The following is a 14,097-nucleotide window of genomic DNA, read 5'->3' as shown; positions in this document are numbered from 1 at the left end:
GACCCTCCAGAATGTGATCGGCGTTACCGCTGAATAAGTTACACGATTCTCGCGCAAACGGAAGGGCGGCCGGGCACGAGGCCCGACCGCCCTCGCGTGTTCGGAGTCGTCAGCGCGGCGACATCCGGATGGCGCCGTCGAGGCGGATGGTCTCGCCGTTGAGCATGACGTTCTCGACGATGTGCGCCGCCAGGGTGGCGTACTCCGTGGGGTCCCCGAGCCGCGACGGGTGGGGCACCTGCTTGCCGAGGGAGTCGATCGCCTCGGGCGGCAGGGTCTGGAACAGCGGGGTCATGAACAGACCCGGCGCGATGGTGTTGACGCGGATGGCGTGCTGGGCCAGATCGCGGGCGATGGGCAGGGTCATGCCGACGACGCCACCCTTCGAGGCGGAGTACGCCGTCTGCCCGATCTGCCCCTCGAAGGCGGCGACCGACGCCGTGTTGACGATGACCCCGCGCTCCTCAGCCTCCACCGGCGTCGAGGCCACCATCGCCGCCGCCGCCAGCCGGATGACGTTGAAGGTGCCGACCAGGTTCACCTCGACGACCTTCTTGAAGTCGCTCAGCGGGAACGGCGTCCCGTCCTTGGCGACGACTCGGATCGCGTTGCCGATGCCGGCGCAGTTGACGACGGCGACCAGGGTGCCCTGCTCCTGGGCGATCGCGACCGCCGCGGTCACCTGGTCCTCGTCGGTGACGTCGGTCGCGGCGAAGACCGCGCTCGACGGACGCAGGCCGTTGAGGTCGTCGACCACGGTCTTCCCGTCCGAGGACGGGAGGTCGACGACGACCATTGTTGCGCCCTGGGCGTGCAGCTTCTTGACGGTCGCGAGACCGAGGCCCGAGGCGCCTCCGGTGACCAGGGCGACCTTGCCGTTGATGTCCATGTGTCGCAGTCCTCCCGGGGTCAGAGCTTCTCGATGATGGTGGCGTTGGCCATGCCGCCGCCCTCGCACATGGTCTGGAGGCCGAAGCGGCCGCCCGTCGCCTCGAGGTGGTTGAGCAGGGTCGCCAGGATGCGCGTGCCCGAGCCGCCGAGCGGGTGACCGAGGGCGATCGCCCCGCCGCGCGCGTTGAGCTTGGCCTGGTCGGCGTTGAACTCGCGGGCCCAGGCGAGTGGGACCGGAGCGAAGGCCTCGTTGACCTCGTAGGCGTCGATCTCGTCGATCGTCAGCCCTGACTTGGCGAGCGCCTGGTGGGTGGCCGGGATGACGCCGTCCAGCATCACCAGCGGGTCGGACCCGGTCACCGCGAAGGTGTGGAAGCGGGCCCGGGGGGTGAGGCCGAGGGCGAGCGCCTTCTCCTCGCTCATGATGAGCGCGGCCGACGCGCCGTCGGTCAGCGGCGAGGAGTTGCCGGGCGTGATCCGCCACTGGATCTCCGGGAACCGCGCCGCGAAGCCCTCGTCGTAGAAGGCCGCGTTTAGGCCGGCGAGGCCCTCGGCCGTGGTGCTGGCCCGCACGGTCTCGTCGACGGTGTGCGTCGTCCCGTCCGCGAGGGTGACCGGGACCAGCTCGTTCGCGAAGCCCCCCTCGGCGGCGAACGCCGCGGCCCGCTCGTGCGAGCGGGCGGAGAAGGCGTCGAGCTCCTCGCGGTCGAGCTTCCAGCGGGCGGCGATCAGCTCGGCGCCGATGCCCTGGTGGGCGAGGCCCTCGGGGTAGCGCTCGGCGAGCGGCGCGTGCGGGTTGGACCCGGGGGTGACCGCGGCGCCCATCGGGACCCGGCTCATCGACTCCACGCCGCAGGCGATCACGACGTCCTGCGCGCCGGCGATCACGGCCTGGGCCGCGAAGTGGGCGGCCTGCTGGGACGACCCACACTGGCGATCGATCGTGGTGCCGGGCACCGACTCCGGGAAGCCTGCGTGCAGGAGCGCGGTGCGCGCGATGTTGAGGCCCTGGTCGCCGACCTGACCCACGCAGCCCGCGATGACGTCCTCGACGAGGGCGGGGTCGAGGCCGTTGCGGTCGACCAGCTGGCGCAGGGTCTGGGAGAGCAGGACTGCGGGGTGCGTCCCGGACAGCGCGCCGCCCGGCTTCCCCTTGCCCGAGGCGGTGCGGACGATGTCGACGATGACGGCTGTGGCCATGAGGAGACTTCCTTGGACGAGGGTTATCAGTTTACTGATTGAACCCTTACTATGACACGGACCCCGAAGCCCGACAACGTGAGGTGACCCATGGACCGTGGCCTGTACACCGAGGACCACGAGCAGTTCCGCAAGGTGGTCGGCGAGTTCGTCCGCCGCGAGGTGGAGCCGCACCTCGAGGAATGGGACGAGCAGCGCTCGACCGGCCGGGACGTCTGGATCGCCGCCGGCGAGCAGGGCGTCGTCGGCCTCTCCGGCCCCGAGGAGTACGGCGGGCCCGGGCTGGGCGACTTCCGCTACCGGATGATCGTCTGTGAGGAGCTCTCGCGGGTGGGCGCGGCGTCGCTGGGCTCGAGCTTCGGCCTGCAGGACGACATCCTGATCCCGTACGTCGCCGACCTCGGCACCGCCGAGCAGAAGCAGCGGTGGCTGCCCGACATGTGCGCGGGCCGCAAGATCATGGCCGTCGCGATGACCGAGCCTGGCACCGGCAGCGATCTCAAAGGCATCCGCACCAGCGGCGTCAAGGTCGACGGGGGCTGGAAGGTCAACGGCTCGAAGACCTTCATCACCAGCGGGATCCAGTCGGACTACGTCGTCGTGGTCACCAAGACCGATCCCGCGGGTGGCACCGACGCGTTCACACTCCTCGTCGTCGAGGACGGAATGCCGGGCTTCAGCCGCGGTCGGAAGCTGGACAAGCTCGGCCTGAAGGCCCAGGACACCGCCGAGCTGTTCTTCGAGGACGTCTTCGTGCCCGAGGACAACGTCCTCGGCTCCGTCGGCGGCGGCTTCCGCCAGCTCATGCACCACCTGCCGCTGGAGCGGCTGTCCATCGCGGCGATGGCCCTGGCCGCGGCCGACGCCGCCCTGCGCTGGACGCTCGACTACACCAACGAGCGCGAGGCGTTCGGCCAGCCGATCGCCGACTTCCAGAACAGCCGCTTCGTGCTGGCCGACATGGCGACCGAGCTCGACGTGACCCGCGCGTACGTCGACAAGTGCGTCCTCGCCTACAACGAGGGCAACCTCTCGGCCGTCGACGCGGCCAAGGCCAAGCTGTGGTCGACCGAGGTCCAGAACAAGGTGGTGGACCGCTGCCTGCAGCTGCACGGCGGCTACGGCTGGATGATGGAGTACCCCATCGCCCGGGCCTACCTGGACGCGCGGGTCCAGAAGATCTACGGCGGGACCAACCAGATCATGCGGCAGATCATCGGCCGCGAGCTCACCGGTCGCCGCTGATCGCACACGGCAGAAGGGGGCGTCACCGTGCGGTGACGCCCCCTTCTGCCGTCCTTCGCCCCGCTCAGGCGCGCGGGTTGAACGGGTCGGTGATGACGTTGCCGGTGTCGATCCACACCGTCTTGACCTCGGTGTACTCGTCGATCGCGTGCGAGCCGTTCTCCCGGCCCAGGCCGCTCTCCTTGAACCCGCCGAACGGTGCGACGTAGTTGGTCTTGCGGTAGTTGTTCACCCAGACCGTCCCCGCCCTCAGCCGCCGCACCATGCGGTGCGCCCGGCCGACGTCCGAGGTCCACACGCCCGCCGCGAGCCCGAACGAGGTGTCGTTGGCGATGCGGACGGCGTCGTCCTCGTCGACGAAGGGAATCACCACGGCGACCGGACCGAACACCTCCTCGCGCGCGATCCGCATCTCGTTGGTGACCCCCGTGAAGACCGTGGGCCGCACGAAGAGTCCCTGCGCCAGCCCCGGCTCGGTCGGCCGCACGCCTCCCGCCGCGAGCGTCGCGCCCTCGCCCTTGGCGATCTCGATGTAGTCGAGCACCTTGCGGTGCTGGGCCGCCGAGGCGACGGTGCCCATCTCGGTCTCCGCGTCGAGCGGGTCGCCGAGGCGGATCCGGTCGGTGCGCTCCGCGAGCGCGGCGCTGAACTCGTCGTACACGTCCTGGTGCACGAGCACCCGGGATCCCGCCATGCAGGTCTGCCCCGTCGCGGCGAAGATGCCGGCGACGACCCCGTTGACGGCGTTCGTCAGGTCGGCGTCCGGGAAGACGATGTTGGGCGACTTGCCGCCCAGCTCGAGGGAGACCCGGGCGAGCCGCTCGGCCGCGGTGACCGCGATCATCTTGCCCACGTGGGTGGACCCCGTGAACGCGATCTTGTCGACGCCGCGGTGCTCGGCGAGCGCCGCGCCGACCGGACCCGCCCCGGTCACCACGTTGACGACGCCGTCGGGGAAGCCGGCCTCCTGGATCAGTCGGGCGAGGGCCAGGGTCGAGACCGGAGTGACCTCCGAGGGCTTCACGACGACGGTGTTGCCGGCCGCGAGGGCGGGGCACAGCTTCCAGAGCAGCAGCGCGAGCGGGCTGTTCCACGGCGTGATGGCCGCGATGACGCCGATCGGCTCGCGCACCGTGAACACCTGCATGTTCGGCACGCTGCTGGCGAGCGTCTCGCCGGTCGGTGCCTCCGCGACGCCGGCGTAGAAGTAGCAGTGATCGGCCAGCGCGAGCGTCTGCCCGGCGACCTCGCGAATCAGCTTGCCGTTCTCCAGCACCTGGATGCGCGCGAGCTCGTCGGCGTTGGCCTTGATCAGGTCACCGAGCGTGCGGAGGCACGTCGCCCGCTGCCGTGGCGTCGACGCCGCCCACGGACCCTCCTCGAACGCGGTCCGCGCGGCCTGCACGGCGCGGTCGACGTCAGCAGGCGTCGCGCTCGGCGCATCGGCCCACTCGCGACCGTCGAACGGGTTGATCGAGGCGAAGGTCGAGCCGTCCTCCGCAGGGACCCACTCCCCGCCGATCAGCATCAGGTAGTGCTCGGTCTCGGCGGTCATCGCGTGGCTCCCTCGGTCCGGGTGGCCGCCGCCCGGGTCGCCGCCGTGCTGCCGGCGACCCGACCGAAGGCCAGCGCCCTCAGCACCGACGTCGCGCCGGGGTACTTGTGGTGGTAAATGCCTGCGGTCTCGCCGACGGCGTACAGGCCGTCGAGCGGGGTCCCGTCGGGGCGAAGGACGCGCGCCTCGGCGTCGGTGAGCAGCCCACCGAAGGTGAAGGTGATCGCGCAGGTCACCGGCCAGGCGACGTACGGCGGCGCGTCGATCGGCCGGGCCCAGTTGGACTTCGGCGGTTCGAGGCCGGCGGTGGCGACGCCGTCCACCTCCGTGACGTCGAGGGGACCGGGGACGGCCGCGGCATTATAGGTCGCGACGGTGGCGGCCAGCGCCTCGCCGTCGATGCCCAGACGGGTGGCGAGCGCCTCGAGGGTGGGCGCCGACTCGGGCTCGCGGTCGGTGAGGACGGCCCGTGCGATCTGCTGGGTCACGAGCTTCTGGTCCGCGATGACGTAGGCGAACTGGTCGGCGTCGCGCCAGATCTTGTAGGCCACCGCCTCGAAGGTGTTGTCCGGAGTGTCCGCCCCCTCGTCGAGGAACCGCTGACCGCGGTGGTCGACGAGGATGCCGTACGGGTAGACCATCACGAGGGCCTCGGCGTTGCGACTGCGCGGGTCGACCGGCTCACCGTGGAAGCGGTCGAACTGACCGTCGGTGCCGGCCCCGGCGGCGATCCCCATCCGGATGCCCTCGCCCCGGTTGGCCCGGCCGCCCGGCGCGATGGGCGCCAGCTCCTCGCCACGCTCGCCCAGGTGCTCCTGCAGCATCTCAGTGCTGCCCTCGAACCCCCCGCAGGCGAGCACGACGGTGCCGGCCGTCCAGGCCCGCGGCCGTCCGTCGGCGTCCACGCCTTCGAGACCGACGACGGCGCCGTCGGCGTCCTGGACCAGGCGCTCGGCGGTGACGCCGTACTCGATCACCCCGCCGCACTCCTCGACCCGCCGGGCGAGCTGCTCCACGATCGCGGCACCGCCGCCCTCGGGCATCAGCCGCGGCCCCTTCGAGGTCAGGAAGTAGGTGCTGCCTGACGTGGTGGCGACGCCGTTCTCGCGCAACCAGGCCATCGTGGGCTGCGCCAGCTCGGCCAGGCGGGCGATGATCGCCGGGTCGGTGAGGCCGTCGCTCAGCTCGGTCATCCGATCGGTGAAGTCCGGCGCCGGAGCCCCGTCCGGGTCGAGGCGGAAGAACGACCCCGTCCAGGCCGTGTTGCCGCCGCGCTGCTCCCGGGTGGTGCGCTCGAGGACGACCACCCGTCCGCCCGGACGGTCCTGCAGGAACTGCGTCGCCGTCGCCAGCCCCCCGGCGCCGCATCCCACGACCACCAGGTCGACCTCGTCCACCGTCATCACGCCTCCGAATCAGTTGACTGATTATGAGGATACAACCACGCGCTCCCATCCGCGTCAAACCATTTAGTGGTTTGCTAAAGCCATCTAGTGGTCTACAGTGCGAGCCATGGCTCCCGCACCCCACGTCACCGAGACGTCCGTCGCAGCGGACCCCGCGATCCGGAGCGTCGCCCGAGCGGCCGACGTGCTCCGCCTCTTCGACCAGAACCACCCGACGCGGACCCTGCGCGACATCGTCGAGGCCACCGGGCTGCCCAAGACGACGGTCGTGCGCCTGCTCGCGACCCTGTCCGGCCTCGACCTGGTCGCCGACCTGCGGGGGGAGGCGACCTACGGGCTGGGCGCCGGGTTCCTGCGCTGGGTCGGCCTGGCCGGCGCCCTGTGGCAGGTCGGCGAGGAGGCGACCGGGCACATGCGCACGCTCGTCGACAGCTGCGGCGAGACGGTGAACGTCTACGTGCGCCAGGACCTGGGCCGCGTCGCCATCGCCCAGGTCGAGGGCACGGCCACCGTCCGCAGCGTCGTCGAGGTGGGCGTGCCCTACGACCTGGCTGCGGGCGCCGCGGCCAAGGTCCTGCTGACCGGGGCCCCCGACCACGTCGTGACCGCCGTCGCCCACCAGGCCGGCAGCGAGGTCGACGCGCTGCGTGCCGAGCTCCGCGGGATCGAGGGTGCCGGTTTCGCGGTGACGCACGGCGAGCGCGAGCTCGGCGCGTCCGCCGTCGCGGCCCCGATCGTGACCGCCGAGGGACGGGTTCTCGCGGCCCTGTCGGTGAGTGGGCCGACCTCCCGCTTCACCCCGGATCGGGTAGGGACGTACGTCGACCTGGTCACCGCCGGTGCCGCGCGGATCAGCTCGGCGGGGCTCGGTCCGGTCGAGGTACTGCTGTGAGCGCCGATCTTCTCGAGGGCGTCCGCGTGCTCGACCTGACCAACGTCCTCGCGGGGCCGTTCGCCGGCTACCAGCTCGCGCTGGTGGGGGCTGACGTCATCAAGGTCGAGACGCCGCACGGCGGCGACCTCGCGCGGCAGCTGGGGGCCGACCCGGTGCTGAGCTCGGAGCACCTCGGCGCCTCGTTCCTGGCCCAGAACTCGGCCAAGCGATCGGTGACCGTCGACCTGAAGTCCCCCGGCGGGCAGGCGGTCTTCGAGCGACTCGTGGCCGACGCCGACGTACTCCTGGAGAACTTCCGCCCCGGGGTCATGGACCGGCTCGGCTTCGGCTGGGAGCGGCTCCAGGAGCTGAATCCCGGCCTGGTCTACTGCGCCATCTCCGGCTTCGGCGCGGACGGGCCGATGCGCACCCGGCCGGCGTACGACCAGGTCATCCAGGGCCTCTCCGGGATCATGAGCGTCACCGGGAGCGCCGACACCGCCCCGCTCCGCGTCGGGTTCCCGGTGTGCGACAGCTTCGGCGGCCTGGCGGCCGCGTTCGCGATCTCCTCCGCCCTCGTCCGCAAGGCCCGGACCGGCCGCGGCGCCCAGCTCGACGTGTCGATGCTCGACGCCGCACTGACCTCGATGGGCTGGGTCGTCTCCGACCACCTGACCACGGGGCGGACACCCGTCCCGATGGGCAACGAGAACACCACCTCCGCGCCGAGCGGGACCTTCGCGACGGCCGACGGCGCCCTCAACATCGCCGCCAACAAGCAGGAGCAGTACGTCGAGCTCTGCGGCGTCCTGGACCGGCCCGAGCTGCTCGTCGACCCCCGCTTCCGGACCCGCGACGACCGCAAGAGGCATCGGCACGAGCTGCGCGAGGAGCTGGAGAAGTCGCTGGGCACCCGCTCGGCCACCGAGTGGGACGAGGTGTTCCTGGCCACGGGCGTGCCGGCCGCCCCGGTCGTCGGGGTGCCCGACGCCCTCCGCTCGGCCCAGGTCCGGCACCGCGGGCTGGTCAACGACCTGCCCTCCCCGTCGGCAGGCGGGGGCGAGGTCCGGGTGCTGGGTCTCCCCACCCGGATCGACGGCGCGGCCGCCGGCCCGACCAGCCCCCCGCCCCGGCTGGGCGAGCACACCGACGTCGTGCTGGCCGAGGCCGGCTTCACCGCGGCCGAGGTCGCCCGACTCCGGGAGGAGGGCGCCGTATGAGCGATCCGCGCAGCGAGGCGCTCGACGCCACGACGACCCGTGACGTCACCGACTGGTGGACGACCGCGGTCTCCGACATCGTGCCGGGCGAGATCCGCCTGCGCGGCTACCCCGTCGAGCAGCTGATCCGAGGCGCCAGCTTCGTGGACACGACCTGGCTGATGGTCCGCGGCGAGCTGCCGACGCCCGGCCAGGCCGAGCTGCTCGAGAAGGCGCTCGTCGCCGCCGTCGACCACGGGCCGCAGGCACCGTCGATCGCGGCGGCGAGGATGGCCGCCTCCTGCGGGGTCGGCCTGCACGGCGCGATGTCGACGGGTGTCGGCCTCCTCGGCGACGTGCACGGCGGCGCGGGGCAGCAGTGCATGGAGCTGCTGGAGGACCTGCTGGCGGCCAGCGCCGAGAGCTCCGTCGAGGAGGCGGTGTCCGATCGGCTCCTCGATCTCCGCGGGCGGAAGGCCTACGTGCCCGGGTTCGGTCACCGCTTTCACCCCCGCGATCCCCGCCGCGACCCGCTGCTCGAGCTCGTCGCTGAGCACGTGCGCACCGGCACCGTCCCCGGCCGGCACCTGGAGGTCGCCCTCGAGATCGAGCATCAGCTGGCCAGCGGACGACGCCGCCCGGTGCCCATGAACATCGACGGCGCGACGGCCGTCATCTACGCGGAGCTCGGGTTCCCGCCCGCGCTCGGCCGGGGTCTCTTCATCCTGTCCCGCTCGGTCGGGATCCTCGCCCACTCGTGGGAGGAGTCGCAGGCCGGCACCCGGATCAAGGGGCCGCTGCCACCGCCGCTGCTCCCGTCGTACGACGGGGCGCCGGCCCGGACCGTGCCCGAGGCCCGATGACCGACTCCTTCGACTCCGTGCGCGACCTGCCCGGCCATCCGGGCGTCGCCTACGTCAGCCTGGCCGCCGCCCGGGCCGGCGGCGCGGGCCCCGTCGACACGCTGCCGTCGTGCCTGCGGGTGCTGGCGGAGAACCTCCTGCGGCACGAGGACGGGCAGACCGTCACCGCGGACCACGTACGACGGCTCGCCACCCGCGAGCACGGCGCGTCGATCCCCTTCACGCCCGTCCGGATCCTGCTGCAGGACGCCTCCGGGCTCCCCGTGCTCGCCGACATGGTGACGCTCCAGGAGGTCGCGGACGAGCTCGGGATCGACCCGGCCGCGCTGGCGCCCCGGCGCCCCCTCGACCTCGTGGTCGACCACGCGATCGAGGTCGACGTCGCCGGCACGTCCGCTGCGGAGGTCGCGAACCTGGACCTCGAGTACGCCCGCCACGACGCCCGCTACCGCTTCCTGCGCTGGGCCCAGGACCGGCTGCCCGGCCTGCGCGTCGTCCCGCCCGGGATCGGGATCTGCCACCAGCTCAACCTGGAGGTCCTAGCGCACGTGGCGCTGCCCGACCCGGAGGGATCGCTCCCCGACGGCCGGCGGCTGGTCGTGCCGGACACCCTGGTCGGCACGGACAGCCACACCACGATGATCAACGCGCTCGGCGTGGTCGGATGGGGCGTCGGCGGCATCGAGGCGACGTCGGCCGCGCTGGGACAGCCGCTGGCGATCCCCGTCCCCGAGGTCGTCGGCGTCCGACTCGACGGTCGCCTGGCGGACGGGGTGCTCGCCACCGACCTCGCCCTGCACCTGGCCGCCCTGCTCCGCGGCCTCGGCGTGGTCCAGCGGATGTTGGAGTTCCACGGCCCGGGCCTCGCCGGGCTCAGCGTCCCGGACCGGGCGACGGTCGCCAACATGGCGCCCGAGTACGGCGCGACCATGGCGTACTTCCCACCTGACGGGCGGACCCTCGACTACCTCGCCGCCACCGGCCGGAGCGCCTCGGCGGTCGACCTCACCCGGACCTACCTCACCGCGCAGGGGATGCTGCACGACCCGACGGCCCGGCCCCCGGCGTACGACGACCTGGTCACCGTGGACCTCGGCACGGTCGTCCGGACGGTCGCGGGGCCCGGCCGGCCGCACGATGCTCTCGGGCTGCCGGAGCTGCCCGGCTCCGCTCCCGGCGAGGCCGCCGCCGACTCGACGCTCCCGGCAGGCGCTGTCGCCATCGCCGCCATCACGAGTTGCACGAACACCTCGAACCCGCGGGCCATGGTGACGGCCGGACTGGTCGCCCGGCGGGCCGTCGAGCTCGGCCTGCGACCGCCGGCCTGGACCAAGACGTCACTCACCCCCGGCTCCCGCACGGCTGCGGAGCTGCTCCGGAGCAGCGGCCTGCAGGACGCGCTGGACGAGCTGGGGTTCCAGGTCGCGGGCTTCGGCTGCGGCACCTGCATGGGCAACTCCGGGCCGCTGGCAACCGGCGTCTCGGACGAGGTACGGCGCACCGGCGCCCGGGTCGCCGCGGTGCTGTCGGGCAACCGCAACTTCGCCGGGCGCATCCATCCGGACGTCACGCACTCCTACCTGGCCTCCCCACCCGTCGTCGTCGCGCTGGCCCTCGCCGGGACCGTCACCACCGACCTGTCCACCGACCCGCTCGGCACCGACCGGGACGGGCGGCCGGTCCGGCTCGCCGACCTGTGGCCGTCGGAGGACGAGGTCGACGAGATCCTGGGCGCCCACGAGCACGAGACCCTCGGCCGCAGTGGCGCCATGACGCTCACGACCGCCCGGTGGGAGGCGCTCGACCGGCCCGCGGCCCCGTCGTACGACTGGGAGGGCGAGACGGGGTCGATCCGCCGCCCGCCCTTCGCCGACCAGGAGCTCCGCACCCCGGTGGCGGTCGGCGACATCCTGGGCGCCCGGCCGCTGCTGGTCCTCGGCGACGCGGTGACCACCGACGACATCTCGCCGGTGGCCCGGATCGATCCCGCTTCCGCCGCGGGCCGCTGGCTGCTGGACCGCGGCGTGGCACCCAGCGAGCTGGGCACGTTCAGCTCCCGGCGCCTCAACCACGACGTCATGCTCCGGGGCGGCTTCGCGAACCCGCGGCTGGCGAACCGACTGACCCCCGACCACCCCGGCGGCTGGACCCGCGTGAGCTCGGACGCCGAGCCGGTCCCGGTCCACGAGGCGGCCGCGACCCTGGCGGCGTCCGGCGTCCCGGCCGTCGTCGTCGCCGGGCACTCGTACGGCGCGGGCTCCGCCCGGGACTGGGCCGCCAAGGTCACCCGCCTCCTCGGCGTCCGGGCGGTCCTCGCGGCAGGGTTCGAGCGCATCCACCGCACCAACCTGGTGGCGATGGGCGTGCTGCCCCTCGAGTGGAGCGCGCCCGAGCTCGACGGCAGCGAGCACCTCGACCTCCTCGACGTGGCCGCGGGTCTGGAGGCGGGTCCGCGCGGCATGGTGACCGTGGTGCTCCGGCGCGACGGTCACGAGGTGGCGTGCCACGAGGCCCGGATCCGCGTGGACACCCCCGTCGAGGCGGCCTGGCTGCGCGCCGGCGGCGTCCTCCCCCACCTGGTCGAGACCGCCCACGGTCGCCAATCAGTTAGAACAGTGTGATGATTGGGCGATGAGTACTCCCACGACGGTGACGTCGTACTGCCGGATCTGCTCGGGCCTGTGCGGCATCCGCGTCACCGTCGTAGACGGCCGCGTCACCCGCGTCCAGGGTGACCGCGACAACGCGCTCAGCAGCGGCTTCACCTGCCCCAAGGGCCGACACTCGGGCGAGCTCCACCACGCGCCCGACCGGTTCCTGACCAGTCAGCGTCGGAAACCGGACGGCGAGCTGGAACCCAGGGAGCTCGGTCTCGTGGTCGAGGAGGTCGCCGAGCGCCTGCGCGCGATCGTGGACGACCACGGGCCCGACGCGGTGGCGTTCTTCGTCGGGACCCAGTCCTACACCTCGACGCTCACCTTCCCCTTCGCGACGGCCTAGCAGCGCGCCCTGGGCACGCACAAGTACTTCTTCGACCAACACCGTCAACCAGTCCGCCAAGTTCGTCGCCGCCGAGCGGCTCGGATCGTGGCGCGGCGGTCGGCAGCGGTTCGAGGACTCCGACGTCTGGCTGCTGGCCGGCTCGAACCCGCTCGTGTCGATGCAGGGTGGCGAGGTCAGCGGGTTCCCGGTGCACGGAGGACCCCGCCGGCTCCGAGACGCGCAGGCCGCCGGGATGGCCTTCATCGTGGTCGGCCCGCGGCGGACCGAGACGGCCACCCGCGCCGACCTCCACCTGCGCCCGGTCCCCGGCACCGACGCGATGCTGTACGCCGGGCTGCAGCGCGAGAGCCTCGAGCGGGACTGGCACGACGCCGACTTCTGCGCCCGGTTCGTCGACGGGCTCGACGACCTGCGGCTCGCGGTCGACCCGGCAACACCGGGCCGGGTCGCGGCGGTCACCGGCGTACCCGTCGAGCAGCTGGCTGCGGCGGCCCGCGCCTTCGGCACCGCGACCCAGGGCATGGCGACGTCGGGGACGGGCGCCAACATGGGTCCGGAGTCCAACCTCGCCGAGCACCTGCTGCAAGCGCTCAACTTGGTCTGCGGACGCTTCCCCCGAGCCGGCGACCGGGCCGCGGGCAGGACGCTGCTCGGGGGCCGAAGCCGGGCAGCACCGGGGTGCGCGCGCCGTCCCGGCCGTGGGAGAGCGGCCTCCGGAGCCAGGTCGGCGGGCACGGGATGCTCTACGGCAACCCGCTGCCGACCGGCATCCTTCCCGACGAGATCCTGCAGGCGGGGCCCGACCGCGTCCGCGCGCTTGTGGTGTGCGGGGGCAACCTCCTGCATCCCCGACCAGGCCCGCACCGTCGAGGCCCTGCGCTCCCTGGAGCTGCTGGTGACCGTCGATCCCTACCCCAGCGAGACCGCCCGGCTCGCCGACTACGTCGTCGCGCCCGCGCTCGGGCTCGAGCGCGCCGATCACACCCGGCCCAACGAGAGTTGGTTCAGCGAGGACTTCGGGCAGTGGACCGACCGGTCCTCCCCCGCCCTCCCGGGGTCGTCGAGGACTGGGAGTTCTGGCTCCGGCTCGGCCAGGCCATGGGCCTGACCCTGCGCATCAGCTCCCGCGTCTGGGGGCCGGACGACCCCGTGCCCGACGCGGAGGCGCTGCTGTCGTCCTTCGGCAACCGGTCGCGGATCCCGTTCGAGGATGTCCGTCAGCACCCGCACGGCGTGCTGCGCACCGACCTGGAGCCCGTGACGGTCCTGCCGGGCGAGGGGGGAGCGCTTCGACCTGTGCCCCCCGGACGTCGCCGCCGAGATCTCGACGATGCACGCGGCCGCGGACTCCCCCGCCGGGCGGCCCTTCCGGCTCGTCGTCCGCCGCAACAAGGAGACGATGAACACGGTCGGTCGACGGACCGACACCCTTGCCCCGTCGTACAACCCGGTGCACCTCCTCCCGACACCGACACCGACGCCTTCCCGACATCCAGACCGGCAGCCCGGTCGAACAACGCTGCCATCACAAGCCTCCTCATCGGACCGGCCGCGGCCGTCGTGGCTGGCGACACCCGGAGGGCTCTCTGTCAGGACACAGACCCATGTGCTCGCAGCAACAATCCGCCGACTCCCGAGAGCCCCGCGCCATACACCTCGACAGGCTCACCACGCACCAGTGTGTGCCGACGTCGCCGAGCGTCACCGCCGATTCTCATCCCCCGCTACATTCGAGAAGGTCGAAGTGCCACACACCTCTTGCATTCCCGGTACGCGCTTGTTTCGATTGTGCGAATCAAGGGCATGCCCCCTGCCCCGTCCCCCCGCCTGACGAGGTGCCACATGGTCGACCGCGACCCTT

10 protein-coding genes and 1 pseudogene are annotated in these 14,097 nt (G+C 72.5%); 7 read left to right on the top strand and 4 right to left on the bottom strand.

Going from position 1 to position 14,097, the window contains the following annotated elements:
* Window positions 1-109: 109 nt before the first annotated feature.
* Both ACYU7L_RS05870 and ACYU7L_RS05865 read right to left on the bottom strand, forming a co-directional pair.
* Entirely contained in the window at window positions 110-889 is a 780-nt protein-coding gene (locus ACYU7L_RS05870) for a 3-hydroxyacyl-CoA dehydrogenase (RefSeq protein WP_460794383.1), read from the bottom strand.
* Window positions 890-909: 20 nt separating this feature from the next.
* Complete coding sequence (locus ACYU7L_RS05865; RefSeq protein ID WP_460794381.1) at window positions 910-2,091, bottom strand: thiolase family protein; 1,182 nt, start codon at window positions 2,089-2,091, stop codon at window positions 910-912.
* A 90-nt stretch (window positions 2,092-2,181) separates the two neighbouring features.
* Here ACYU7L_RS05865 and ACYU7L_RS05860 point away from each other — a divergent pair, with 90 nt between their 5' ends.
* Complete coding sequence (locus ACYU7L_RS05860) at window positions 2,182-3,336, top strand: acyl-CoA dehydrogenase family protein (RefSeq protein WP_460794380.1); 1,155 nt, start codon at window positions 2,182-2,184, stop codon at window positions 3,334-3,336.
* 64 nt (window positions 3,337-3,400) lie between these two features.
* Here the strand turns inward: ACYU7L_RS05860 and ACYU7L_RS05855 are convergent, their stop codons facing one another.
* The gene (locus ACYU7L_RS05855; RefSeq protein WP_460794379.1) at window positions 3,401-4,891 is read right to left on the bottom strand and encodes an aldehyde dehydrogenase; all 1,491 of its coding nucleotides are present in this window, start codon (window positions 4,889-4,891) and stop codon (window positions 3,401-3,403) included.
* Entirely contained in the window at window positions 4,888-6,294 is a 1,407-nt protein-coding gene (locus tag ACYU7L_RS05850) for an FAD-binding protein (RefSeq protein WP_460794378.1), read from the bottom strand. Before ACYU7L_RS05850 ends, ACYU7L_RS05855 begins: the two co-directional genes overlap by 4 nt.
* 109 nt (window positions 6,295-6,403) lie before the next feature.
* Here ACYU7L_RS05850 and ACYU7L_RS05845 point away from each other — a divergent pair, with 109 nt between their 5' ends.
* The 6 genes and pseudogenes from ACYU7L_RS05845 to ACYU7L_RS05820 form a co-directional block, all read left to right on the top strand.
* Entirely contained in the window at window positions 6,404-7,189 is a 786-nt protein-coding gene (locus tag ACYU7L_RS05845) for an IclR family transcriptional regulator (RefSeq protein WP_460794376.1), read from the top strand.
* Window positions 7,186-8,391 (top strand): CaiB/BaiF CoA transferase family protein, encoded by a 1,206-nt coding sequence (locus tag ACYU7L_RS05840; RefSeq protein WP_460794375.1) that lies wholly within the window; start codon window positions 7,186-7,188, stop codon window positions 8,389-8,391. Before ACYU7L_RS05845 ends, ACYU7L_RS05840 begins: the two co-directional genes overlap by 4 nt.
* A complete protein-coding gene (locus ACYU7L_RS05835; RefSeq protein WP_460794373.1) occupies window positions 8,388-9,233 on the top strand; it encodes a citryl-CoA lyase in 846 nt (281 codons plus the stop codon). Before ACYU7L_RS05840 ends, ACYU7L_RS05835 begins: the two co-directional genes overlap by 4 nt.
* Entirely contained in the window at window positions 9,230-11,854 is a 2,625-nt protein-coding gene (gene acnA, locus ACYU7L_RS05830) for an aconitate hydratase AcnA (RefSeq protein ID WP_460794372.1), read from the top strand. Before ACYU7L_RS05835 ends, acnA begins: the two co-directional genes overlap by 4 nt.
* Before the next feature lie 10 nt (window positions 11,855-11,864).
* Window positions 11,865-12,233: a hypothetical protein gene (locus ACYU7L_RS05825; protein ID WP_460794371.1), complete on the top strand. Its 369-nt coding sequence runs from the start codon at window positions 11,865-11,867 to the stop codon at window positions 12,231-12,233.
* Between the two features lie 94 nt (window positions 12,234-12,327).
* Window positions 12,328-13,344: pseudogene (locus ACYU7L_RS05820) on the top strand (molybdopterin-dependent oxidoreductase); the annotation flags it as partial.
* Window positions 13,345-14,097: the final 753 nt, after the last annotated feature.

Source organism: Nocardioides pacificus, from assembly GCF_054775955.1.
This window is presented reverse-complemented; position numbering and strand designations above follow the sequence as displayed.